The organism is Akkermansia muciniphila, from assembly GCF_900184965.1.
Lineage (GTDB): Bacteria > Verrucomicrobiota > Verrucomicrobiia > Verrucomicrobiales > Akkermansiaceae > Akkermansia > Akkermansia muciniphila_A.
The window spans coordinates 116028-137386 of sequence record NZ_FXYA01000213.1 but is presented as its reverse complement, the minus strand read 5'-3'; the positions used below and the strand labels follow the sequence as shown (position 1 = coordinate 137386).

22 protein-coding genes are annotated in these 21359 nt (G+C 56.6%); 8 read left to right on the top strand and 14 right to left on the bottom strand.

Annotation, left to right across the window (positions count from 1 at the left end):
• Positions 1 to 7 precede the first annotated feature (7 nt).
• From CI070_RS09435 to CI070_RS09415, 5 genes are all read right to left on the bottom strand, one after another.
• Complete coding sequence (locus CI070_RS09435; protein ID WP_094135322.1) at positions 8 to 1798, bottom strand: alpha-1,3-galactosidase-related protein; 1791 nt, start codon at positions 1796 to 1798, stop codon at positions 8 to 10.
• A gap of 98 nt (positions 1799 to 1896) precedes the next feature.
• Complete coding sequence (locus CI070_RS09430; protein ID WP_094135321.1) at positions 1897 to 2817, bottom strand: phytoene/squalene synthase family protein; 921 nt, start codon at positions 2815 to 2817, stop codon at positions 1897 to 1899.
• Positions 2818 to 2856: 39 nt separating this feature from the next.
• Positions 2857 to 4179, bottom strand: coding sequence for a signal peptidase I (lepB, locus tag CI070_RS09425; RefSeq protein WP_094135320.1), 1323 nt, complete (start codon positions 4177 to 4179; stop codon positions 2857 to 2859).
• Positions 4180 to 4195: 16 nt separating this feature from the next.
• Positions 4196 to 5572, bottom strand: coding sequence for an FAD-binding oxidoreductase (locus tag CI070_RS09420; RefSeq protein ID WP_094135319.1), 1377 nt, complete (start codon positions 5570 to 5572; stop codon positions 4196 to 4198).
• 3 nt (positions 5573 to 5575) lie between these two features.
• Complete coding sequence (locus CI070_RS09415; RefSeq protein WP_094135318.1) at positions 5576 to 6160, bottom strand: DOMON-like domain-containing protein; 585 nt, start codon at positions 6158 to 6160, stop codon at positions 5576 to 5578.
• Positions 6161 to 6251: 91 nt separating this feature from the next.
• Between CI070_RS09415 and CI070_RS09410 the strand changes: the two genes are divergently transcribed.
• A complete protein-coding gene (locus CI070_RS09410) occupies positions 6252 to 6905 on the top strand; it encodes a hypothetical protein (RefSeq protein WP_094135317.1) in 654 nt (217 codons plus the stop codon).
• Between the two features lie 15 nt (positions 6906 to 6920).
• Here the strand turns inward: CI070_RS09410 and CI070_RS09405 are convergent, their stop codons facing one another.
• Both CI070_RS09405 and CI070_RS09400 read right to left on the bottom strand, forming a co-directional pair.
• Positions 6921 to 7643: an EpsI family protein gene (locus CI070_RS09405; RefSeq protein WP_179218284.1), complete on the bottom strand. Its 723-nt coding sequence runs from the start codon at positions 7641 to 7643 to the stop codon at positions 6921 to 6923.
• A gap of 14 nt (positions 7644 to 7657) precedes the next feature.
• Positions 7658 to 8608 (bottom strand): exosortase/archaeosortase family protein, encoded by a 951-nt coding sequence (locus CI070_RS09400; protein WP_094135315.1) that lies wholly within the window; start codon positions 8606 to 8608, stop codon positions 7658 to 7660.
• Between the two features lie 82 nt (positions 8609 to 8690).
• Between CI070_RS09400 and CI070_RS09395 the strand changes: the two genes are divergently transcribed.
• The 5 genes from CI070_RS09395 to hisH all read left to right on the top strand — a co-directional run bounded on the left by CI070_RS09395 (position 8691) and on the right by hisH (position 13217).
• Complete coding sequence (locus CI070_RS09395) at positions 8691 to 9620, top strand: ribose-phosphate diphosphokinase (RefSeq protein ID WP_012420508.1); 930 nt, start codon at positions 8691 to 8693, stop codon at positions 9618 to 9620.
• Between the two features lie 133 nt (positions 9621 to 9753).
• Positions 9754 to 10359, top strand: a complete 606-nt coding sequence (locus CI070_RS09390) for a 50S ribosomal protein L25 (protein WP_094135314.1) — start codon at positions 9754 to 9756, stop codon at positions 10357 to 10359.
• Between the two features lie 140 nt (positions 10360 to 10499).
• A complete protein-coding gene (locus tag CI070_RS09385; RefSeq protein ID WP_094135313.1) occupies positions 10500 to 11726 on the top strand; it encodes a hypothetical protein in 1227 nt (408 codons plus the stop codon).
• A gap of 286 nt (positions 11727 to 12012) precedes the next feature.
• Positions 12013 to 12603: an imidazoleglycerol-phosphate dehydratase HisB gene (hisB, locus tag CI070_RS09375; RefSeq protein WP_094135311.1), complete on the top strand. Its 591-nt coding sequence runs from the start codon at positions 12013 to 12015 to the stop codon at positions 12601 to 12603.
• Between the two features lie 5 nt (positions 12604 to 12608).
• Positions 12609 to 13217 (top strand): imidazole glycerol phosphate synthase subunit HisH, encoded by a 609-nt coding sequence (gene hisH, locus CI070_RS09370; protein ID WP_094135310.1) that lies wholly within the window; start codon positions 12609 to 12611, stop codon positions 13215 to 13217.
• A gap of 287 nt (positions 13218 to 13504) precedes the next feature.
• Here the strand turns inward: hisH and rpsF are convergent, their stop codons facing one another.
• The 4 genes from rpsF to CI070_RS09350 all read right to left on the bottom strand — a co-directional run bounded on the left by rpsF (position 13505) and on the right by CI070_RS09350 (position 15931).
• Positions 13505 to 13789, bottom strand: a complete 285-nt coding sequence (gene rpsF, locus CI070_RS09365; RefSeq protein WP_012420513.1) for a 30S ribosomal protein S6 — start codon at positions 13787 to 13789, stop codon at positions 13505 to 13507.
• Positions 13790 to 14224: 435 nt separating this feature from the next.
• Positions 14225 to 15094 carry a 4-hydroxythreonine-4-phosphate dehydrogenase PdxA gene (pdxA, locus tag CI070_RS09360; protein WP_094135309.1) on the bottom strand — a complete coding sequence of 290 codons (870 nt, stop codon included), beginning with the start codon at positions 15092 to 15094 and terminating at the stop codon, positions 14225 to 14227.
• 19 nt (positions 15095 to 15113) lie between these two features.
• Entirely contained in the window at positions 15114 to 15374 is a 261-nt protein-coding gene (locus CI070_RS09355; protein ID WP_094135308.1) for a hypothetical protein, read from the bottom strand.
• 146 nt (positions 15375 to 15520) lie between these two features.
• Positions 15521 to 15931 (bottom strand): thioredoxin family protein, encoded by a 411-nt coding sequence (locus tag CI070_RS09350; RefSeq protein ID WP_094135307.1) that lies wholly within the window; start codon positions 15929 to 15931, stop codon positions 15521 to 15523.
• Positions 15932 to 16104: 173 nt separating this feature from the next.
• Between CI070_RS09350 and CI070_RS09345 the strand changes: the two genes are divergently transcribed.
• Positions 16105 to 17076, top strand: coding sequence for a D-alanyl-D-alanine carboxypeptidase family protein (locus CI070_RS09345; RefSeq protein WP_094135306.1), 972 nt, complete (start codon positions 16105 to 16107; stop codon positions 17074 to 17076).
• A 44-nt stretch (positions 17077 to 17120) separates the two neighbouring features.
• Positions 17121 to 18200 carry a 6-phosphofructokinase gene (locus CI070_RS09340; protein WP_094135305.1) on the top strand — a complete coding sequence of 360 codons (1080 nt, stop codon included), beginning with the start codon at positions 17121 to 17123 and terminating at the stop codon, positions 18198 to 18200.
• A gap of 77 nt (positions 18201 to 18277) precedes the next feature.
• Here the strand turns inward: CI070_RS09340 and CI070_RS09335 are convergent, their stop codons facing one another.
• The 3 genes from CI070_RS09335 to CI070_RS09325 all read right to left on the bottom strand — a co-directional run bounded on the left by CI070_RS09335 (position 18278) and on the right by CI070_RS09325 (position 21353).
• The gene (locus CI070_RS09335) at positions 18278 to 19375 is read right to left on the bottom strand and encodes a DUF805 domain-containing protein (RefSeq protein WP_094135304.1); all 1098 of its coding nucleotides are present in this window, start codon (positions 19373 to 19375) and stop codon (positions 18278 to 18280) included.
• Between the two features lie 95 nt (positions 19376 to 19470).
• Positions 19471 to 20283 (bottom strand): zinc transporter ZupT, encoded by an 813-nt coding sequence (zupT, locus tag CI070_RS09330; protein ID WP_094135303.1) that lies wholly within the window; start codon positions 20281 to 20283, stop codon positions 19471 to 19473.
• A gap of 50 nt (positions 20284 to 20333) precedes the next feature.
• Positions 20334 to 21353 (bottom strand): thioredoxin family protein, encoded by a 1020-nt coding sequence (locus CI070_RS09325; RefSeq protein WP_094135302.1) that lies wholly within the window; start codon positions 21351 to 21353, stop codon positions 20334 to 20336.
• Positions 21354 to 21359: the final 6 nt, after the last annotated feature.

Genomic DNA, 21359 nt, shown 5'->3' with positions numbered 1-21359 from the left:
AGGTTTTCTACCGGATATCCACCGCTTTTTCTTCAGGGATCTTTTTTCCGTCTTTGGTGAAAGTGTTTTTCTCCGCCTTGACGCTGCCGGTATGGCGAGTGCGGATGGCGGTTCCGTTCTTGAGGTCAAACGTGTTTCCGGTAATAGTGATGTTCCGGTGAACCTCCCCTTCCGGCCGTGGGGCGTGCGGCACGATCTGGATGACGGCTTCTCCGCATTGAATAAAGGTATTGCGGGAAATGGTCATATTCCTGACCACGCCGGATTCATACCAGCCGGAGGCGTCATCTTCCACCAGGATGGCGGGCATGCCCGTTTTCTCAAACCGGCACCGTTCAACCAGCACCGGCTTCCTGGTGGTAAGCAGGAAGCCCCGGGTGGGAATGTGGCGGCATACCGTGTTGCTGATATGGACGGATGGCGTCCATGTGACGTTTTCCACAACATCATTAGGCTGGATGTTTTCGGGATTGGGATGTTGCAGCGTAAGTTCTATTTCCTTTTCATTGAGTTGGTTGACGCCGGAAACGGTATTGGATGCATAAGGCACCAGCGTGTTGCTGGAAACATAATCGATCCGGTCTCCTGGGGCAAAGGCGTCAAAGCCGAAGGTCTGGGGATGCATGAACCGGACGGTGATTTTGTTGGGGGCCGGCCTGCCTACAATGCGCAAGTGGGTGCCATGAACATTGATGGCGTCGTCATGGGAGGCTCCCAGCACGCAATCCTTGACGATGATTTTTCCCCTGCATCCGGAAAAGTGCAGATTATCCGCCCAGGAGGAGTTGGTGCGGAGGGAGCGGGGGCGCGGAGCTATGTTCAAGCGGCTGAACATGATGTTCTCGCAGAACTGGGAAACGACGCCCATGCCGTGCATATAGTAAATATGGCAGTTATTCCAGAGGATGTTTTTGCTTCTGTATTGAAAGAAGCCGCAGCAGTCCCTGCGGGTATTGCGGTTCTGGTAGGATTGGCCCGATTTCATGGTTGGGGAGCCTTCCTTGAACGTGATGCTGATTTTTCCGGGAGACAATTCTCTGATGACTGTTTTCCCGGGGTCGAAGCGGCCCTGGAAAGTGCCGGAAGCGGAATCGAAAACTTTGGAATACCCTCCCATGCGGAATTCCCATCCGGGTCCGTGCCAGGTCAGGTTCCCATCCTTCACTGTGTACAGGATTCCGTCCGGAATAGTTGCTTTCATGGTATTCCCTTCAACTTCCGTAACCAGAAATTCTCCCATGGTCGGATGCAGGTAGTCAAAACCCAGGCCGTTCAGGGAAACGTTTTCCGCATGTTCCATGCAGACAAAGATGGCTTTTCCCTCCAGAAGGATGTCGGTGGCTCCCGGTTTTCCCTCCAGGCGTATGTTTTTGGCTTCCGTCAAGCGGACAGCCATGGCCTTGGGCTCGTTGGGCGCATCGTTGGTGTTGGAAATCTGCGGTTTTCCGGTAATCAGGGCACCGTGTTTGAAGATATGCCTGCCGGGCATGAACCGGATGGTGACCGGGGACTGTTTGGAACCTTCCCCCATCAGTGCCAGGGAGACGGCGTGTTCCCCCGGATGGATGACGAGCGTATCTCCCCGCGCCATGATGAGGCGGTTGGCCGGTGCCATGCTTTTCCACGCCGTGGATGGGGACGTTCCCGGATTGCTGTCATTTCCCTTGTCCGGATTGATATGCCAGACATGGTTTCCTGCGGATTGCGTGCGCTTCGCCCGTTCCGGATAATCCGCTGCCGGGCATGGCCCGGTTAGCGTTGCGAGAATAAAAAGCAGGAAGGCCACGGGGTTTTGCATGCCGCAACTCCTACAGGAACACGGTTTTCGGGACAAGCATAATTCCCGCGGAGTTGAGAGAAAAGCCGCAGCTTTTCCATGGCGCACCTGGGAGACCCCTATTTTTCATCCTTTCTGCCGGGGCGGGAAAGAAAGCCTACCAGCTTGTCATAATATGCCTTGGATTTGTCGTAGTAGGATTGGGGGTCAATATCCAGTTTGATGCGGAACAGGAGCCAGAGCTTGTGGAAGGTGTTGACGCGGTAGCGGATGTTGAAAATACGGAAGCCGCTCGCCTTCATTTTGTCCAGAATGGTATGGTAAATGAGCGCCATGGCCTGCGCCGGAACAAGAGCGGCTTTGTCTTCCGGGCTGAGGAGGTTGTATTCCCTCTCCGCTTCCGCAAAGAAAGTTTCCGCCAGATCCGCTTCATACTTCAGCAGCTCCTGAAGCCGGGGGGAATACACCCTGCAGCGCAGGTCTTCCAGAGTGTATCCAAAGCGGTCCATATCCTCCTTGGGCAAATAAATGCGGTTAGACTTGCTGCAGTCTTCCGCCACATCCCGGATGATGTTCACCATTTGAAGGGCATGCCCCAGGGCAATGGCATACGGATAGGAAGCTTCTCCCGCCCCCATGATGCGGGCGGAGGTAAGTCCCACGCAGCAGGCTACGCAGTAGGTGTAATCCAGAAGTTCATCACGGCTGCGGGGCTGCTGCTGGTTGATGTCCGAACGGCAGCCTTCAATCAGGTGCAGCATGGGAGTAGTGTCCAGCTCCAAATCCTGGATAAGGGCTATGATGTCCTCTTCCAGCTCCGTCAGTTCCAGGCCTTCTCCGCCGTTGATGACCTCCACCCAGCGGTTCAATGCGTCGTGGCGTTCGCGGGGGGTCATGCCCGGTTCGTCCACGATGTCGTCCACCGTGCGGCAGAAAGCGTAAAATTCCGCCATATGGCGGCGTTCTTCTTCAGGAAGGTCAATGAGGGCAAAGGCCAGATTGGACTTGGCCTTGCTGGTGATGGTTTGGGCTTGAGTCATGTCTTGACGGAGAAAACGTGCCTGCGAAAGGGATAAAAATCATGGAATCAGGCCCCAGTGGGAAGTAAAGGGCCACAGGCAGAAGCTGGCGGGACCTACGATGTTGTATTGGCGGACGGGACCCCAGTACCGGGAATCAAAGGAGTTTTCGCGGGTGGAATTGTCCCCCAGCGCCACGTATTCACGCAGATAGGGGCGTTTGCTGTCGTTGGACAGATGCACGGTCCCTCCCTCCGTGATGTAAGCTCTGCCGTCCAGCAGGCTCAGGGGGGCGGGAAGGGCCACGTAGCCGCAGGGCTGGTAGGGGGGCTTGCCGGAAGCGACCCTCTGGATAGTCCGTTCCGTGGCGGGTTTCCCGTTGACGATGAGCTGGGAGTCCTGAATGGAGAGGGTATCCCCCGGAATGCCGCAGAGGCGTTTGACGTAGTGGGTTCCTCCTTCCTGGCCGGTGCTGCTTCCCTTATTGGCGATGCCTTCGATGCCGCGTGTATCAAAGACGAAGACTTCCCCGCGTTCCGGCTTGCGGAAGTGGTAGGCCATTTTATTCACCACGATCAGGTCTCCGGCGTCAAAACGGGCATTGACGATTGTGTCTCCGGGCAGGTAGGTTCTGAACGGGGTGTGCCGTTCGGCTTCAAAGCGCGGCTCCTGATTGAGGAAGTAGCGGCGCGTTTCCGCTTCCGCCGCCGGGATTTCCAGCTTGGAGCCGTCATCGAAAATCACGTTGGTCACCGTGAGCAGAAGATACTTGGTGGCAGGTTCGAAGCGGACGATTTTCTTTTCCTTGGAGGCCGTTTCATGTACATAAGAGCCGCCGTACAGGATCATGTCCCCGATTTTCTGCATCAGGGTGGGGCTTCCTTCCTGGGGAAGGGCGCGGATTCCGTTCAGGGAGGGCTGCATGGAACCGGTCGGGATGCGGAAGGGCTGGACTACGTAACAGCGCAAGCCCAGGAAAATGGCCAGAATCACGAACAGAACTTCCACGTTTTCCGCCAGGGCGGAAGGAACCGCTCCGGGAATGGATTCCAGCGTGGATTCCAGTTTGGCGGTAACGGTTTCCGCCTGCTGCCTGTCGCCCCGGTAAAGGGCCGTTTTCAGCAGGTCGCGGCTTTCTTCAAACTCCGCCAGGCGTTCGGGAGGCAGAAGGTCGCGATTGTAATTGATATAGCGGCGCACTGTTTTCAGGGCCATACGCCCTTTCCGGCGCCATTTGGGCGTGAACCAGGCCAGAGGATGATCCAGAATAAACACCAGAACGGCGTCTGCAACCGGGAAGCAATCGTAAAGGGCAGCTAGGATGGACTTGTGCGGGCTATTCATGAAGTACGGCATCCATGATGCCCCGTCCGGAGGCGTCATGGAAGTTTATTTTACGTTACGGAAGCCCCATTTTTCCAGGATTCAGCAGATTTTTTGGGTCCAGGGCGGATTTGACCAGTTCGTGAAGGTGGAAGGCTCCTTCCCCCACGGCTTTCCGGAACCATTTGGCCTTCGCCAGGCCGATGCCGTGTTCCCCGGTAATGGCTCCTCCGTGCGCCAGCACCCAGTGGAACAACCTGTCCACACAGGCGTCCGCCAGGGCCTTCTTCTCCGGATTCGAGTAATCGTCCACCATGATGTTGGTATGGATATTGCCATCCCCGGAATGGCCGAAACACGCGATGTCCAGCCCTGTTTCCCGGTTCAGGGCCTCGCAGAATTCCACCAGGGCCACCAGGCGCGACCTGGGAATGACGATGTCTTCGTTGAGCTTGGTCATTCCGGTCGCTTTCAGGCTGTAGGAAAATTCCCGGCGGAGCTGCCAGATGGCTTCCGCCTCCACTTCCGTGTCTGCGCGCAGAATTCCGGTTGCGCCGCATTCCTCCAGCAGGGTGCATAGGGAATCCAGTTCTTCCCGCACGGCAGGCCGTCTGCCGTCCACTTCCACAATCAGGTGGCCGCGGCAGCCGGAAGGCAGGGCGCTGTCCCCCAGATAGTTCCGGGCGGCGCGGAGAGTGAAGCTGTCCGTTATTTCCAGGGCGGAAGGAAGGTGCCCGCTGTTCAGGATGCGCTGCACGGCGGCGGCGGCCAGAGGGAATTGCGGGAAGCCGGCGCTGAGCGCGCCGAATGCTTCCGGGTGGGGGATGAGCCTCAGAACGGCCCGGGTGATGATGCCCAGCATTCCTTCCGAACCGATAAAGAGGTCTCCGAGATCGAATCCCGTCTTGTTTTTATGGGTGCGGCCGCCGCATTCCACTACCTCTCCGCTGGCAAGCACCACGGTCAGCCCCAGCACGTAAGCTTTGGTGACTCCGTATTTCAGGCACCTGGGGCCGCCCGCGTTCGTGGCGATGTTTCCCCCGATGCTGCATTCCTTCCTGGAGGCCGGGTCCGGAGGGTAGAACCATCCCAGAGCACGGGCTTCCCGCTGAAGATCCGCTGTGATAACGCCGGGTTCCACCACGGCAACGCCGTCTTCCGGGGATATCTCCAGGATACGGTTCATCCGTTCCAGGGAAAGGCTGATGCCTCCGCGCACGGGAACGCATCCCCCTACGTATCCTACCCCGCCGCCGCGGGCCGTGACGGGGATATTCATGGAGGATGCGTAGCGCAGCAGCAGGGAGACGTCCTCCGTGCTTTCCGGGAAAACGACTGCCTCCGGCAGAACGGAGGCGTACCATTTGTCTCCGGCGTGCGCCGCCAGCACATCCGGGGCTCCGGAAACTTTTCCAGGCCCCAGAATGCGGGAAATGTCTTCTTTCAAAGACATGGATTATTTGAGAATGGGGGTGCAGAAGCAGTCCGGGCGGTGGAAATCCGGATTGCCGGAAAGGTCGTCCGCCGTAGTCAGGAAAATCTGGTCCGGAGTATCCAGGATGAACGTGGCTGCCAGCTTGCAGTCGCGGATGTCCACGCCGCGCAGTTCGTTCAGAGGAATCCGGGCCATGGCGCACCAGCTTTCATCCGTTAAAATGCACTTGGTATCCACAGCCAGCGGAGCGGGAATGTCTTCATTGGCGCGGCGGGTGTCGGAAAAGGCGCAGGCCCACCATGCGCCGTTGGGCGCGAGGTTGAATTCCCAGTAATTGGTGCCGTCTCCGGCGGCCATGAACCATTCCGCCAGGTCGTAACGCCATAATTCCGGCTGGAACTGGCCGGGCCGGGCTTCCGGGTGGATGGTGGCTGCCTTGCTGCGGGATGCCAGAAACCAGAGAAATTCCCCGTCCGTGGCGAAGGCGAATTCCGCGCTTGGCTCCACATCATAGCCGAACCAGTCGTTGACAAGTTCCTGGCGGGGCAGGGAGGCAAGCTGGTCAAAGCTTCCGTTGAAGGCCCATTGGTGAATGATTACTTGCATACCGCCACATTTGGACAGTTTTCAGGTTTTATCAAGCCAGAACGTCTTACAGGCTTGGATATTGACGTGATTTCTCCATTATGAGGCCGTCATGCATTTTCAAAGGACGCTGAATCGGTTTCCCCGCGAAAATGTCCCCGAATATCTGGCTGTGTTCATCGGCGGTTTCGGGGATATTTGGGCAGGTTGTCTGAGCCGTGTGGAAAAGGGATTTTCCGGTTTTTTGCCGGGTGTGGCGTACGCAACGGCTTATTACCACTGGGATGGAGGCGGCTGCGGCGTGTTTCTGGACAGGTGCGGAAAAATAGCGGTGGAGCTGGAAGAATTGAGAAGGAGATATCCCTGCCTGCCTGTCGTGTTGATAGGACACAGTTACGGAGGCTCCTGCGCGGTGGAAGTAGCCAGGAGCCAGGCGGTTCAGGCTGCTCCGCTTTGCCTCCTGACCATAGACGCCGTGGCGCGCCGGCAAAAGAGCGTGCGTCCGGCCTGTGTGGAATGGTGGGGGAACGCTTACCTGCGGGACGGAGGCGGCTTCATGGACGCGGTGCCCAGAATAGGCGGACGCTGGGGGCATTGCTCCGGGGCTGATGCCAATCTGGCTTTTTCAGGCTTCCGGCGTGACCGGAAGGGCCGCCTTTATTCCCACCGGCGTCCTGCGCCCATGCTTTATGAGCCGCCCGGGGAAGAAGCGTGCAGCCTGTTTCAAGCCGCTTCCTCCTGGCTGGAAGGAAATCTTCCGGATTGAGCCGCCGGAGCCGTGTTACCGCTTCAATTCATCCCACTTCACCAGTTGGGAGAGAAGTTGGCTGATGAGGCGTTCCGTCTGTTCCCGGGCTTTCTCTTCCGATACCCTGATCTTGTCCCCGTACGTGGTGGAAATCTGGAAATAGCACCAGCGTTGATCCATGCCGTGCAGAACCCTGTCTTTCATATCCATCAGGGTGCGGATCAAGTGGTCTTCCGTCATGTGGCGGTGGCCGATAAATACGTAATAATGCATGCTGTCCAGAATGACAGGTTGCGGATGGTCCGGAGCGATGTTCTGCTGGGATTTCAGCTTGGTCATCCTGATGGTTCCATGGCCTTCCACGGGGACATCCGCCGTGGTCCCCGTCAGGTTAAAGTGGCCCTGGGCCGGAAGGCAGCGTTCCGGACGGTGGATGGAGTTGTTTAAATCATGACCGGATCTAACGATGGAAACGCGGCACAGAACGGGTACGGTTTCCGTCTCATCCAGGCTGATGGGAAGTTCTTGCACGTAATCCGCTTTGGAAAATTCCGTGTCCGGGGCCAGGAGGCTCCGTTCCTGTTCAGATTCCTGACGGCGCGTGCCGTGCCAGCCGTACGGATTCATGCCTGTGGGGAGATCCATGCTGATGGATGAGTCCTGCACCTCCCCCTTGCGGGGCATCAGGTAAGTGCCGCCGAGCATGACGGCCATCAGAAAAGGGATGATGAGAATTTTGAGCGTTTTAATGTTCATGGCGGCGGAAACGCTTAATGGGACTTGTTCATTTTGACAACCAGTTTCTTTCGTTGTGACGGCTTCCATATCAGCTCCCCGGCCAGCAGGGAGTGGACGGCCGCCAGGCCGAAAAGGCTGATGGGGAAGAAAAACAGCAGGCCGGACCAGTCATGCCAGGTTTTTGACGCAAACTCGGGATCTCCGTATTCCGCCATCACCACGATACTGGTGATGCGGACACCGTTGCCGATGACAGCCAGGGGAATCGCGCTGAGGAAGAGCACGCATTTTTTCCAGAATTTCAGGTCGGACAGGTAGGCCCAGGCCGCGGACAGCATGAGCAGCGCCATCAGGGAGCGCATGCCGCTGCACCCTCCTGCAATATTGAAAGCGTCCCAGTGTCCGCCGGTAGAGCGGATATTGGTGCCCTGCAGATAGGTATCTACCCCGAAGACGGTTGCTCCCCAATGCCCCAGCTCCGTCGCGATGATTTGCAGCCCTACCGTAGCCTGCTGGAAGGAGGGCAGGGGGATGCACAGCCAGAAAAAGAGCAGAGGGAAAGCGCACAGCCTGGCGGTTTGCGGTCCGGCCAGATACCAGGCCCCGCCCAGTAAAATCAGGGGAAGAGCGCCTACGGCCACGCGGGGCTGCCCCACGCGGAAAGAAAGCATCAGAAGCATGATTGCCGGGATGAAAAGAATCAGGCCGCGCCAGTCCATGCGTCTGGGAGCCTGGGCAATTTTCTTTCTGGCATGGTACAGCATGAAGGCGATGATGGGAACCACCAGCCAGCCGTGTTCATAATCCGTTTGCTTGTTCCAGGAGGAAATGAGCCACTGGATGCTGGTTTCATTTCCGGATGAACCGAATTCCGGGAATGCCAGATAAGTCAGCGCCAGCAGCAGTGTGCTCACGGCCAGGGAGGCGATCATGGGGGCGGTCAGAAATCTCTCTTTGCCGTCAGGAACGGGGGAATCCATCATGGAGAAAAATTAAATTGTGAGAATTAAGTATTGCGATTATGCGGACCTGTGTTCAGAATGCGTCCGCTTTTCAGTTTCCGGTATGAAGATTATCAGCGGTACAGCACACAGAGAACTTGCGGAGCGCATTGCGCAAAGCGTAGGCATTCAGTTGACGAACGTTACGGTGAATACTTTCCCTGATGGGGAAAGTTTTGTAAAGATAAATGAAAACATCCGGGGCAAGGATGTTTTCCTCATTCAGCCCACCTGCCCGCCCACGAACCATAATATCATGGAATTGTGCGTGATGGTAGATGCCGCCCGCCGCGCCAGTGCCGGACGCATCACGGCTGTTGTCCCCTTCTTCGGGTATGCCCGCCAGGACCGCAAGGACCAGCCCCGCGTTCCCATTACCGCCAAGCTGGTGGCCAATCTGCTGACGGCCGCCGGAGTGGACCGCGTGCTGACCATGGATCTCCATGCCGCCCAGATCCAGGGATTCTTTGATATTCCGGTGGATCACCTGTACGCCGCCCCCGTTTTAATCCGTCACCTGCGCGAACATTATGTTAAAGACCTCAAGAAACTGGTCGTCGTCTCCCCGGATGTGGGCGGCGTGAAAATGGCTCGCGCGTACTCTGACGCGCTGGGTGCGGAATTGGCCATTGTTGCCAAGCACCGCGTCAACGCCACCCATGTGGAAGCCATGAATGTCATTGGTGACGTGGAAGGTCGCGATGCCGTCCTGATTGACGACATGACGGAAACCGCCGGCACTTTGTGCGCTGCTGCCAATATCCTGAAGGAACGGGGAGCCCAGCGCGTGTTCGCCTGCGTTTCCCACGGCGTGCTGGGGGACATGGCCCGCGAACGGATTTCCGGTTCCTGCATTGAACGCGTTCTTACCTCCGACACTGTTCCCATGGCTTATGGCCCCAAGGTGGACTGTGTCAGCGTGGGAGATCTGCTGGGTCATGCCGTGCAGCGCATACATGACGGAGAATCCGTATCATCATTATTTGACATTTAGACAATTTTAGTGCAGAGTCCTGCGCCCTGACCTGAGTACCGGTTTACGCGGGTTCGGAAATCCCGGCGGGGCCTCTGCCTGAACCCGATTAGGAAACATCATCAATCAACACTCAATATTGCCTCTATAAAACATGGCTACATCCCATTCCCTCAAGGCCGAAACGAGAGCCTGCGGCTCCGGTAATCTGAAGCAACTCCGCAGCCAGGGCCTGGTTCCCGGCGTGGTTTACGGTCCCGGTTTTGACAACGTCAATATCCAGGTTGACGCCCGTGAATTTGCCCGCATGCTGGCTTCCGCCGTTTCCGAACACATCCTCGTGGCCCTGGATATCAACGGCAAAATCGTGAAGGTTCTCCTTAAGGAAGTGCAGCACAACCCCATCACCAACGCCTGTCTGCATGTGGACTTCCAGGCTGTGACCGACACTACGGTCATCCATTCCATTGTTCCCGTCATTCTGGAAGGCGATTCCGCCGGCGTGGCCTTGGGCGGCGTTCTGGACCAGACCATTCATGAACTGGCAATTATCTGCCAGGTGAAGGATCTGCCGGAAGCCATTAACGCTGACGTCTCCGGTTTGAAGCTGGGTGAAAGCCTGCGCATTGCCGATCTCAAGCTCCCCTCCGGCGTAACTACGGAACTGGCCGGCGATGTGATCGTCGCTATTGTGGAAGCTCCCCGTGTTTCCGGCGAGGAAGCGGCTCCGACTGCTGAAGAAGCTGCTGCCGAGAAATAAGTTTGATACATACTGTTTCTTCTTTTCCGGGTCCGGAGCCGTTTTTGCGGCTCCGGGCTTTTTTTTGTCGCCAACAGGGCGTCTTTTGATAAAGTGCAGGATACGTATTTGTCTGATCAATCTGGAAAAGCCTTAGATTTATGAACAAGTCCCTCATATTGGTGTTGGCCGCATTCGTTCCGCTTGCAGCTGCAGATGAAGTAAAACTCAAGGATGGAACCGTTTACAAAAATTGTACGGTAGAAGTGGAAACGCCGGAAAGCGTCAGCCTCCTGGTTCCCGTGTCCGGTGGGATCAAGGATTCCGTGACTGTGAAGAGGGATTTGATTGAATCCATCAGGAAGGCAACTCCGGATGAACTGGAAGCTGCCCGAATCGGCAAGACATATGCCAAACCGGAAACCATGAATGCCGGGGATTTGGAAAAAGCCTTGGCGGACCTGGACAAGACCATTAAAAAGAATCCCCAGGGGCTCGCCCATGACGCCGCCGTCAAGACAAGGGCCAGAGTAGTGGTTTTGCTGGAAGAGAAGAAATTGACGGAGGAAGCACAGGCTGCTCAGGATGCCAAGGAGGAGGCGGAAGTGACCGTGCGCACCAAATACGATCATGAAGCCAACAAATTGCTGAAGCGTTTCAAGGCGCTTGCCGTGCGCAATCCATACCGGGCCATGGCCGTGTATGACCGCTTGCGCGACGGTTATCCCGGTTCCGCCGCTCTGGCGGATGCCTATCCGGATGCCGCCAGAATTGCCGGACAGCTCAACCGTAAGCTGGAGGTCATGATCGCCGCCAAGGAAAAGTCCCTGGAGAAGGAACGAGAAGCCCTGAGAAAAGAGGAAGAGAAGCGCCGCGGAAATCCCAAATTGACAAAGGAACAGCGTCAGGAGCTGATGGATGCTTTCCAGAAAAGGCAGACTGCCATCCGGGAACGTGAAAACCAGCTCACGGAAGTGTACCGTGCTTTGCGCAAGAAGGTCAAGGAACGCGGGGACCGGTGGTTTGAACCTACGGCAGGTTCTTTGGAAGCCATGAGAGACCTTAAACTGGTAGCCGCTACGGATGCGGAACGCTTAAAAAAACAGGACCCGGAAAACGGAGCCGGTTCCGCTGCGCTGGAAAAGGCCTGGAATCTGTGTGACGAGAAAAAATTTGACGAGGCTATGGAGGTTCTGACGGAGCTCCGGACCGCCCGGGTTCCCAGGGAATACTATGAGGAACTGACGGAAACGGTGCGCGTGGGATTGCGGGAACAGCGTGCCCGTGAACGTGCCGAACGTGCGGAAGCGGCGCGCAAAGCCCGTGAAGACCGGGATAAGAAGCGCCAGAAGGAAAGAGACGAGGCGGCCAAGGCCCAAAAGAAATAATTCTGCCGTTTTCCGGAGAAAACGCTCCAGGGAAACATGTCGGAAATAGCGTTTGCGGATGGGATGGATCAAGTATGGGTTGATTCTATCCTATCCGTCAGGCTTTCCGTCCGTCGGTTTTGCGCAATTTGTCGTTAAAGATTCCTGAAATTTTTCTGTCGGAGCGGGGCCGGAGGCGTGTTCCTTTGACGGTCTGCATGGTTTTTTGCGGGAAGAAGAGGGCAAATCTTTTCCCATGCGATATTTCCTGCTTTCTTCCGCCGCGTCTTCAGTATAGAAGTGCTGCATGAGGAACGCTTCTTGCAAACGGGTCACGGGTGAAACGGACATCAGCATGGAACTGAACCTGGACGGCACGGGATGCGCCGCCGTCGCAACGGGGCATGCATTTTTTGACCACATGCTGGACTTACTGGCCCGCCATTCCCTGATGGACCTGACCCTTCAGGCCCGCGGAGACCTGGAAGTGGACGCCCACCACACGGTGGAGGATGTGGGAATCGTTTTGGGGGAATGCCTTAAAAATGCGCTGGGGGACAAAAAGGGCATTGTCCGCTACGGCTGTTCCTACCTGCCCATGGATGAAACTCTTACGCGCGTGGTGATGGATTTGAGCAACCGCCCGTATGTTGCTTTCCGTATCCCGGAAGGCGGTTTGCCGGATGCTCCCAACTTTCCGCTGACCCTTTGCGAGGAATTCTGCCGCGCGCTGGCCAATAACCTGCGTTGCAACCTGCATGTGGAAGTGCTTTACGGCAGGGATGGCCACCACATTGCGGAATCTGTCTTCAAGGGCATCGCGCATGCGTTGCGGCAGGCTGCGGCGATTGATCCCCGGGCCGCCGGGACGCTGCCTTCAACCAAGGGAATGCTGTAAAATACATGAAACTGGGCGTGATTGATTACGGTGCGGGCAATCTCCGCAGTGTGCTGAACACCTTTGAGGCCGCCGGCGTGACGGGGCACCTGGTGCGTACGCCGGAAGATGCGGCGGGCGTAACTCATTTGGTTCTTCCAGGCGTGGGCGCCTTCGGCGACTGTGCGGAAAAGCTGCGCCGCCAGAATCTGGTGCCCCTGGTTCGGGAGTGGATAGAGCGGGACAGGCCTTTTCTGGGCATTTGCGTGGGCTATCAGGTCCTTTTTGAAAGCGGGGAGGAAGACGAACAGGTCCCCGGACTGGGAATCCTCAAGGGGCGCGTGGTCCGGTTTTCAGAATCGGAACTCAAGGTGCCTCACATGGGTTGGAACAGCGTGGCTCTAGCCGATCCCGCCGATCCCATCTGGAAAGGCATGGGGAAGGAACCGTACTTTTATTTCGTGCATTCCTATTATCCTCAGCCGGAGGATGAATCCCTGATTGCCGCTTTCTGCACCTACGGCGTGCGTTTTGCGGCCGCTGTCAGATGCGGCAATCTGGTCGCCACCCAGTTTCATCCGGAAAAGAGCCAGAAACTGGGCGTGAAACTGCTGGAAAACTTTATTTCCCTGTAAGGCGGAAATTGCCGGCTCACAGACTGCCGCTCTTTTTCCTGACAGCAAGGGGCAGGATGAGCGGTGAATCAAATGAAGCGTGATTCTCGAAGAGCGGCCGATTAGTCTCTTATTGCCGGTTCCTGATCAATATTGCTTTAGAGGCGGGGAATATTTGTTGAGCAGGGAGCTTTGCCTTCAGAGGGGAAGGGAGGGCAGTACCTAAGAAAAAAAGAACCGCCCCTTCACGGGAGCGGTCCTTTTGGTAAAAAAGCAAGGAGCGGAAACTTCGTCCGCATGGGCCTGATTTAGCCGAGCACCTTGTAATACTGAAGGTGAATCTGGGGATTCAGGCGAAGGCGTTCGCGGATGGGCCTGATGGCGGAAGGTTCCGCAGAGAACGTGTAGGTCACATACTGCCCGGCGGAAAGGTGGTTGGATTCGTAGGCGAATTCGCGGCGGCCGGCGTTTTCCGTGGCGGTGATGTCGGCGCCTTCTTCCTTCATCGCGGCGGCTACGGTGCTGATCAACTCTTCAACGGGAGTTTCCGTACCCTTCATGTTGAATACGATAAGAGCTTCGTAATTTCTCATGGTCTTGTGATAATTAGAAATGTGTCGTGCGAACGGTGCGCACCTTGCGGGCAAGTAAGGTGCAATGATTGCCTTCAGAAAGCAAGCCTATTTTTTACCTTGTTTCCGGGAACATGCCGTTTCCTGCGTTTTACTCTCTCCGAGGCACGGAAGAATTGTTCTGCATGGCGTTTCCTGCCGGCAGCCTTTGCTGTAGGAGAGACGATTCCGGCGTTCGCTTGGCGGGTGCCGTACGGAAAAGAAGTGGACGCCGCAACTTAGGATATGATCTTTTCCCGGGTAAAGGATTCCTTTTCCTGCAAAAAAAGGAGGAACTGGCGGGAGGCAGATCCGCTGGAGCGGTTGCTGCCACGGGCAGAAGGGCTTTGTTCCCCTCCGGAACAGCTTTGTCTTGCGCAGGGTGTGGCGGGAAGAGCTCCGGAAAGAAGAAAAACGTTAACGCGTCTGCGCCATCTGTACGGCCAGCTGGAAAGCGTGGATGGTGCTGGACGGATTGGCCTTTCCGGTGCCCGCCAGGTTGAAGGCGGTTCCGTGGTCCGGGCTCAGCCGGGGGCGGGGCAGGCCCAGGGTGACGTTGACGGCGGTATGGAAGTCCACCAGCTTCAGAGGAATCAATCCCTGGTCATGGTAAGGGGCCAGCACGGCGTCATAGTTCCCTTCCACGGCATCCCGGTACACGCAGTCCGGGACGGAAGGCCCGTCAAATGCGGCATCCGTATTGATCCTCCTCAGTCGTTCCACGGCCGGGGTAATGATGGCTTCATCTTCATCGCCGAAAGCGCCGTGTTCCCCGGCGTGGGGGTTCAGGGCTGCCAGGGCGATACGCGGGCGCATGATTCCCTTGCGGATGCAGAAGTCTTTCAGCAGGGTTCCGATGCGGACCAGTTCCTCTGTTTTCAGCAGGGCAGGCACGCTTTGGAGGGAGGTGTGGATGGTTGCCAGCCCCACCGTCAACCGTTTTCCGGTCAGGCACATGGCGTAATTGTTCGTTTCCAGGCGTTCTGCAAAGAATTCCGTCTGCCCCGGCCAGCGGAAGCCTGCCTCATGCAGGGTTTCCTTGCAGACGGGGGCGGTGACGACAGCGTCCACCGTTCCTTCCCGCAGGGCATGGGCCGCCTGTTCCAGATGGTCGAAGGCGTGTTTGGCGGATTCCGCGTTAGGTCTGCCCAGGGGAAGATTCTCTCTCTTGCCGATGAGGCGGTATTCCGCGCCTTCCGGGAGTTCTCCGGAAGCAAGCGCGGCGGAAATGACTTCCGGGCCTATGCCCGACTGGTCGCCCAGCGTGTATCCAATGACCGGTTTCATGATTCGGAAAGGGGCGTGATTACAATTCCGTGGCTTCCGGCATTCCGGCAGCGGAAGCGGGAAGTTCTTCCGCGGGGGAAACAGGAGTTTTTTCCTCCGGAACAGCCTGCAGGGCTGCCGCCCGTTTCTCCATGTTGATGACCTGTATCGTTTTTTCCGGCTCGTCAGGGTTGCGGAGTTCGAATTCCAGGTGGGAGTTGGTGGACCAGTGATAATAAATGGTGACGCCGAGGGCCGCCAGCACCAGAATCAGGAGAATGGAACCGAAGAAGGAGCGCATGCCTCTACTGTGTGCCGGAGGAAAGGGGAATTCAAGAAATTATCAAGACCGCCTGCGTGGGCTGGCAAACGCCGTTAACAGCCGTACACCTTCATTTCCTGAAAGAGGATGGACGCGCAAAAAGAGGCGCCCCGGCATGAGAATATTCAGGACAGGATTTTCATCGCGAGGAACAGGATCATGAGCAGGATGGCAAAACCGATGATTCTGGCCGCCATGCTGCCGTTCTTTCCGTCCTGTACGCACATGGGGCAGTTTTCCGGGCCGTTTATGCCGTTGCATCCCATGCCGCACGCTCCGCAGGGGGAATCCTCTTCCCGTTCTTGCAGGTGGTCTTTGAGTAGGAGTTCCAGCTCGCGCACGGAAGGCTCCACGCCGGAAACGACGATTTTCCCGTCAATGGCGAGTGCGGGCAGAGGCGCCCCAATCTGCTCCGGAACGGTTTCCGCGGTTCGCATCTCCGCATTAATGCCCAGATGGTCCAACGCCTGGAGGGTATTGGCGCGCAGGATGTCTCCCGGGCAGTCCCGGCTGTAAAAAAGCTGAATGCTGGTCATGGCGCTGGGTATGTCAGGAACGCTTCCGTTCGGGAAGACTCTTCCCCCAACAAATAGGACGGAGCCCCAAAGGTCAATGCGTTTTTCCGTGTCATGACATATAAGTGTTGTACGGAAAATATTTTAGACTTTTCAAATGAGGAGGGAATGGGCACTATCCCGCCGGTCCCGCCATGAAAAAGCTATCTCTATTCTTTTTGACCCTGGCCTGTGTATTCCAGTTTTCCGCCCAGGCGCAGGAACGGCCCAGTTACATTGCCATTGAGGCCAATTCCGGCAAGCTTCTTTTCAGCTCCAACGCAGAAGCAAAAAGGCCCGTGGCCAGTCTTTCCCAGGTAGCCACAGCCATGGTGACTTTGGACTGGGTGGCCCGTACGCGGTTGCCGCTGGACACTTTCATTGCCGTGCCCCAGGAAGCTTTTGGTCTCCGTGCGGGCAATCCCATGGATCTTCAGCCGGGAGACCGCCTGACGCTCCGGGACGCTTTGTATTCCACCCTGCTGGGCTCGGACAATGTGTCCGCCCTGACTATTGCCTCCTTTGTCGGTCGGGACCTGGTGTCCCGCCGGGGCGGGGGCGCCCCCATTGCCGCTTTTGTGGGGGAAATGAACAATCTGGCCCGTTCGTTGAGGATGTCCAAAACGCACTTTACCGCTCCCCACGGGCTGGACGCCGGAAACTCCGTTTCCACTTCCTGCGCGCTGGATATGGCCCTGTTGGGCGTTTACAGCATGCAAAACCCGGCTTTTTGCTACATTGTTTCCCAGGCGAGCCGACGCATTGAAGTGCAGTCCCAGACCAAGGGCAGGACGATGTATGATATTTCCAACAACAACAAACTCATGAGCGCTTCCGGCGTGGACGGCATCAAGGCGGGCACCTCCCGCGCCGCCGGCTCCTGCCTGTTGCTCAGCGTAACGCGCAACGCGATTTCCCGCCGCAGCCCTCAAACGGGGACGGAAGTGATTTATCCGCAACGCATGATTATTGCGGTTCTTGGTTCTGCAAACCGCTATTCCCTCGCCAGGGAAATGATGAATACCGGCTGGCGCGTTTGGGAAAACTGGCAGGCTTCCGGCATGGACATGAAGGATCCCAAGGAATTTGTCCAGCTTCCTATGAAATCTGCTTCACAAAGGAGATAGGAAGTAGACGGGAACGGAATTTTTTGCTATAAGAGCCGTCTAATATGAACATCGGTGTTTTGAATAGCGGGGGCGACTCCCCCGGATTGAATGCAGTTATTGAAGGTGTTGTGGGCGCGGCTTCCCGTCGCGGCTGGAACGTTGTGGGCTTTTACGACGGTTTTGAAGGGCTTTTGTCCGAGGAAGGGGATGAACGGTTTGAATGGCTGACCCCTGTCGCCTGCCGCGGATTGCGCGCCAAGGGGGGCACCATTCTGGGAACCGTGAACAAAGGCAACTTTGCCATCAAGGTGGGCGTGGACCAAAAGGGGTCTATCGAACCCGCAGTGCTGGAAAAAACAAAGGCCACTGTCCGCCGGCTGGGGCTGGATGCTTTGATCGTCGTGGGCGGAGACGGCTCCCAGTCCACGGCCCTGTTGCTTTCCGAGATAGGGCTTCCCGTAGTTGGAGTGCCCAAAACTATTGATAATGACCTGGGCGCCACCGATGTCACTTTCGGCTTCTACAGCGCCGTTTCCATTGTTTCCGAATCTTTGGACCGTCTGGAAACCACCGCGAACGCGCACCAGCGCATGATGGTGGTGGAAGTGATGGGGCGGCATGCGGGATGGATTGCTTTGGAAGGCGGCATCGCAGGAAGTGCGGATGTTATTCTTCTGCCGGAAATTCCTTTTTCCCTTGAAAACGTGGTGGAATGCATCAAGGCACGCAAGGCTGCCGGACAGCGGGAAATCCTGGTAGTGGTGTCTGAAGGAGCCCGTCTGGCGGACGAACTGGTATTGCTGGATGAAAAGACCCAGGGGGAAGTGCGCCTGGGAGGCATCGGCAAGGTGGTTTCCAAAAAACTGGAAGAAGCCACTGGGATTGAAACCCGCTCCTGCGTGCTGGGCCATATCCAGCGCGGCGGTTCTCCCTGTTCCTATGACCGGATTCTGGGAGCCCGGTTTGGCAGTTATGCTGTGGAGCTGGTGGAAAAGCGCCAGTTCAGCTGCATGGTTGCCCTCCGCGGGACGCAGATGACTGCCGTACCCATTGAGGAAGCCGTGAAAACCTTGAAGCGGGTAGACCCCGATTGCCAGCTGGTGCGCACGGCTCGCGATTTGGGCGTATGCTTCGGGGACTGACGTTCTCCGCTTGCGTCACGGGGAAAACTGATTGTTACCCGGTGGGGCTTTGCTTGTCTTCCAACCGTATCCTGGAATCAGGATACGGTTATTTTTTGTGGAAGCGCGCCGTATTCATTGGGGCCTGGAGAGCTTTTAAGAAGCATCATGGACAGGAAGAGGATGGAAAGCAAATCCATCAGGCTGGACACCATTCCCAGGTAGTTCAGGTAGGGCGCCATATCTTCCGGGACCAGGCGCAGCAGGAAAATCAGCAGGAAAGTGACGATGAAAATAAGAATGGGAATCAGGATGAATTTCCCGCTCAGATTGCTGTCATGCAGGCGGCGCACGGCGACCGGCAGATTGAAGAGAATATTGAGCCCCGCCACAGCCGCCAGAAGCTCCAGGGAAAGCATGCTCAGCTCTCCGGATTGATAGAAGAAGTAAAAGGTGGGATTGAAGCAGGAATGAGCCAGTAGAATCAGAGCATCTTGCGGATGGGCGGCATACAACAGGATTTGGAGGGCAGGAGAGGTGTAGAAACCCGTCGGACGGCTGTCAACGTCTACCATGCTGTAGCCCAGCGGCAGGAACAGGAGGATGGAGAGGAGGAAAAAGGACCAGAATTCCGACCGGGACGCGCGTCCTGCCACCGTATTCAGTTTTCTCAGGCTGATGAGCCAGTAAAGGTAAAACGGGGTCAGCGGTTGTCCTTTCAATTCTCCGGCAGGGGAATCAGCCGGTTGGGGCTCCGGGCGGCGGCTGTATTTGTTGCCGTCCGTTTTTCTTTCTCCCAGCGTCAGATAAAAAAAGGTCAAGTGCCCCAGTCCGAAGGGAATAAAAAGGGTAAGAAGCCAGAGTCCGCTTCTGCCTGTATCATGCAGGCGCCTGAACGCGGCTGAGATGCTTGGGATGAGCAACACCGCCCACAGGAGGATGGTTAAAGCGTCTCCGTAGATGCTCAATCTTGTATCCGGAATGTGCAGCCAGTCCGTCAGGATATACCCCGCCAGAGCTGGAATCAGCGCCAGAAGGGGAAGAGCCATGAACCACCAGAATTCCGCCCGGGAAGCGCAGCCCCGAAAATTCGCATAATGAAGAAAACCTTTTTTCCAGCAGGAGAGGGGGGAAGAAAAGGAAGATGCCTGCGTGGAAACTGGAGAAACGGCAGGAGAAGCAGGAGATTCCGGCATGGATAAAAAGGGGGTTTCCGTTTAGACTCCCTGATGCCGGGGAATGCTCAATGCGCCTGCGCCCAGGACACGGAAATTTTTCTCCTGAAGCAGGTTTAGATCAGGACAATGGCCATCAGCAGCATTCCGGCGATGATGCCCATGATGGAAATGTGATGGTGTCCCCAGCGTTCCGCCATGGGCAGCAGTTCGTCAAAGGAGATGAAGACCATGATGCCTGCAACGGAGGCGAAGAGAACCGCGAGTACGGTAGGTGTGAGGAAGTGGAACAGGAAGAACATGGCGATGGCTGCTCCCATCGGTTCCGCCAGGCCGGAGAGGAAGGAATAACAGAGGGCCTTTTTACGGCTGCCCGTACCGTAGTAAAGAGGTACCGCCACGGCGATTCCTTCCGGAATGTTATGGACGGCTACGGCCAGGGCGATGGAGGTGCCCAAGGTCAGGGAGTCCAATCCGGCGGCAAAAGTGGCGATTCCTTCCGGAAAATTGTGGATGCCGATAGCCAGGGCGAACAGAATTCCGGACCTTTTAATTCGGGAGGAGGAAAATTCACCGCTGGCTTGTCCATGGATGTCTTCCGGGCCGCGCGCTTCGTGCGGGTTTTCGTCTTCCGGAACCAGATAGTCAATGAGAGCCGCCACGGCAATTCCTCCGAAGAAGGAAGCAATGGCAATCCAGGAGCCTGCCGTATGGCCTTCGAACTCCATCAACCTGTGCTGGGCTTCTCCCAGCAGCTCCACCAGGGAGATATATACCATGACTCCGCCGGATAATCCCAGAACGAAAGTAAGTGCCTTCGTGTCCGTCCTTTTCATGAAGAAGGCGATGAAGCCTCCTATGCCGGTGGCGAGACCTGCCAGTGTGGTGAGCAGGAAGACAACGAGAATGTGATTGGCGGAAAGGTCCATGTGTGCACCTGCCGGGCAGGGATGCCCCCGACAGTAAAGAGAGGGTTGTCTTATTTCGCGGATGCCGGGGGAACAATCATTTTCACGGCCCGGATAGCGCCGGGGGGCAGGGGTGGTTCTTCCCCCGGCTTCAGGTGGCCCCGTTCCTTTTTGATTTCAGGCAGCTTGTCCAGAAGCCTGCTGAACGCTTTTCCTTCAAAACTTTCCGGAAGGAGCGCAGCGCCTTTTTGGAGAAGCCGTTCCAATTCATTGACCCTGTTTTGCCGCATGAGCAGGTTCACTTTTTGCATGAGAACGGCTTGTTTGACTTCCGGAAGAAGCCCGTCCTTTTGCAAGTAACTGTCCATGATGGAAAGCGCTTCATCAGGATTTTGTTCCGCCAGAATGTGAACGTTTTTCCGACGGAACGTATCGGCCCATTCCAATATCTGGGCATGGAGCAGATTGTTCCTGTTCAGTTCGGAAAGAATTCCTGAAGCGTCCTGCGGGTCCAGTTTTTCCAGTTCTGCCAGAGCCGGCTTGTAGAAAGTGCGGATGCTGGATTGGGGAACCGTTTTCAGCAACTGGACCAGCGTGTCCCGCCGCTGCCGGTCAGTGAGTTTTTTCTCCAGCTTGTCCGTCAGGGCCTGCTGCGTGTTGAGCGCTTCCTCCGCTTTTTTCGTATCCTGCATAACCTGGTCAGGATTGGCGTAACCTGTAACGGTGTGGACGGGGCGCCCATGGGCGTCCGCAAACACCAGCGTGGGGAATCCGGTGATGCCGTAGGATTTTTTATAGTTTTCCAGAGAAGATTTTGTCTGTGCGTCCTGCTGTTTTTTACGCGGGTAGTCCAGCTCCACGGGAATAAAGGAACGGGAGATGGCTGTTTGAATTTCGGGAAGGGCAAGAGCCTGTTTTTTCTGCATGATGCAGGCTCCGCACCAGTCGGAACCGGTGAATTCCAGCATCACTCCCTTATTCTGCGCGGCAGCTTTCTGCATGGCTTCCGCGGGGTTCGCGCACCATGTTTCGGAGGCGCCGGCACCCCAGGCTAGGAATATGGCCGCAAGGGGATGTATGATTTTTTTCATGGCGGG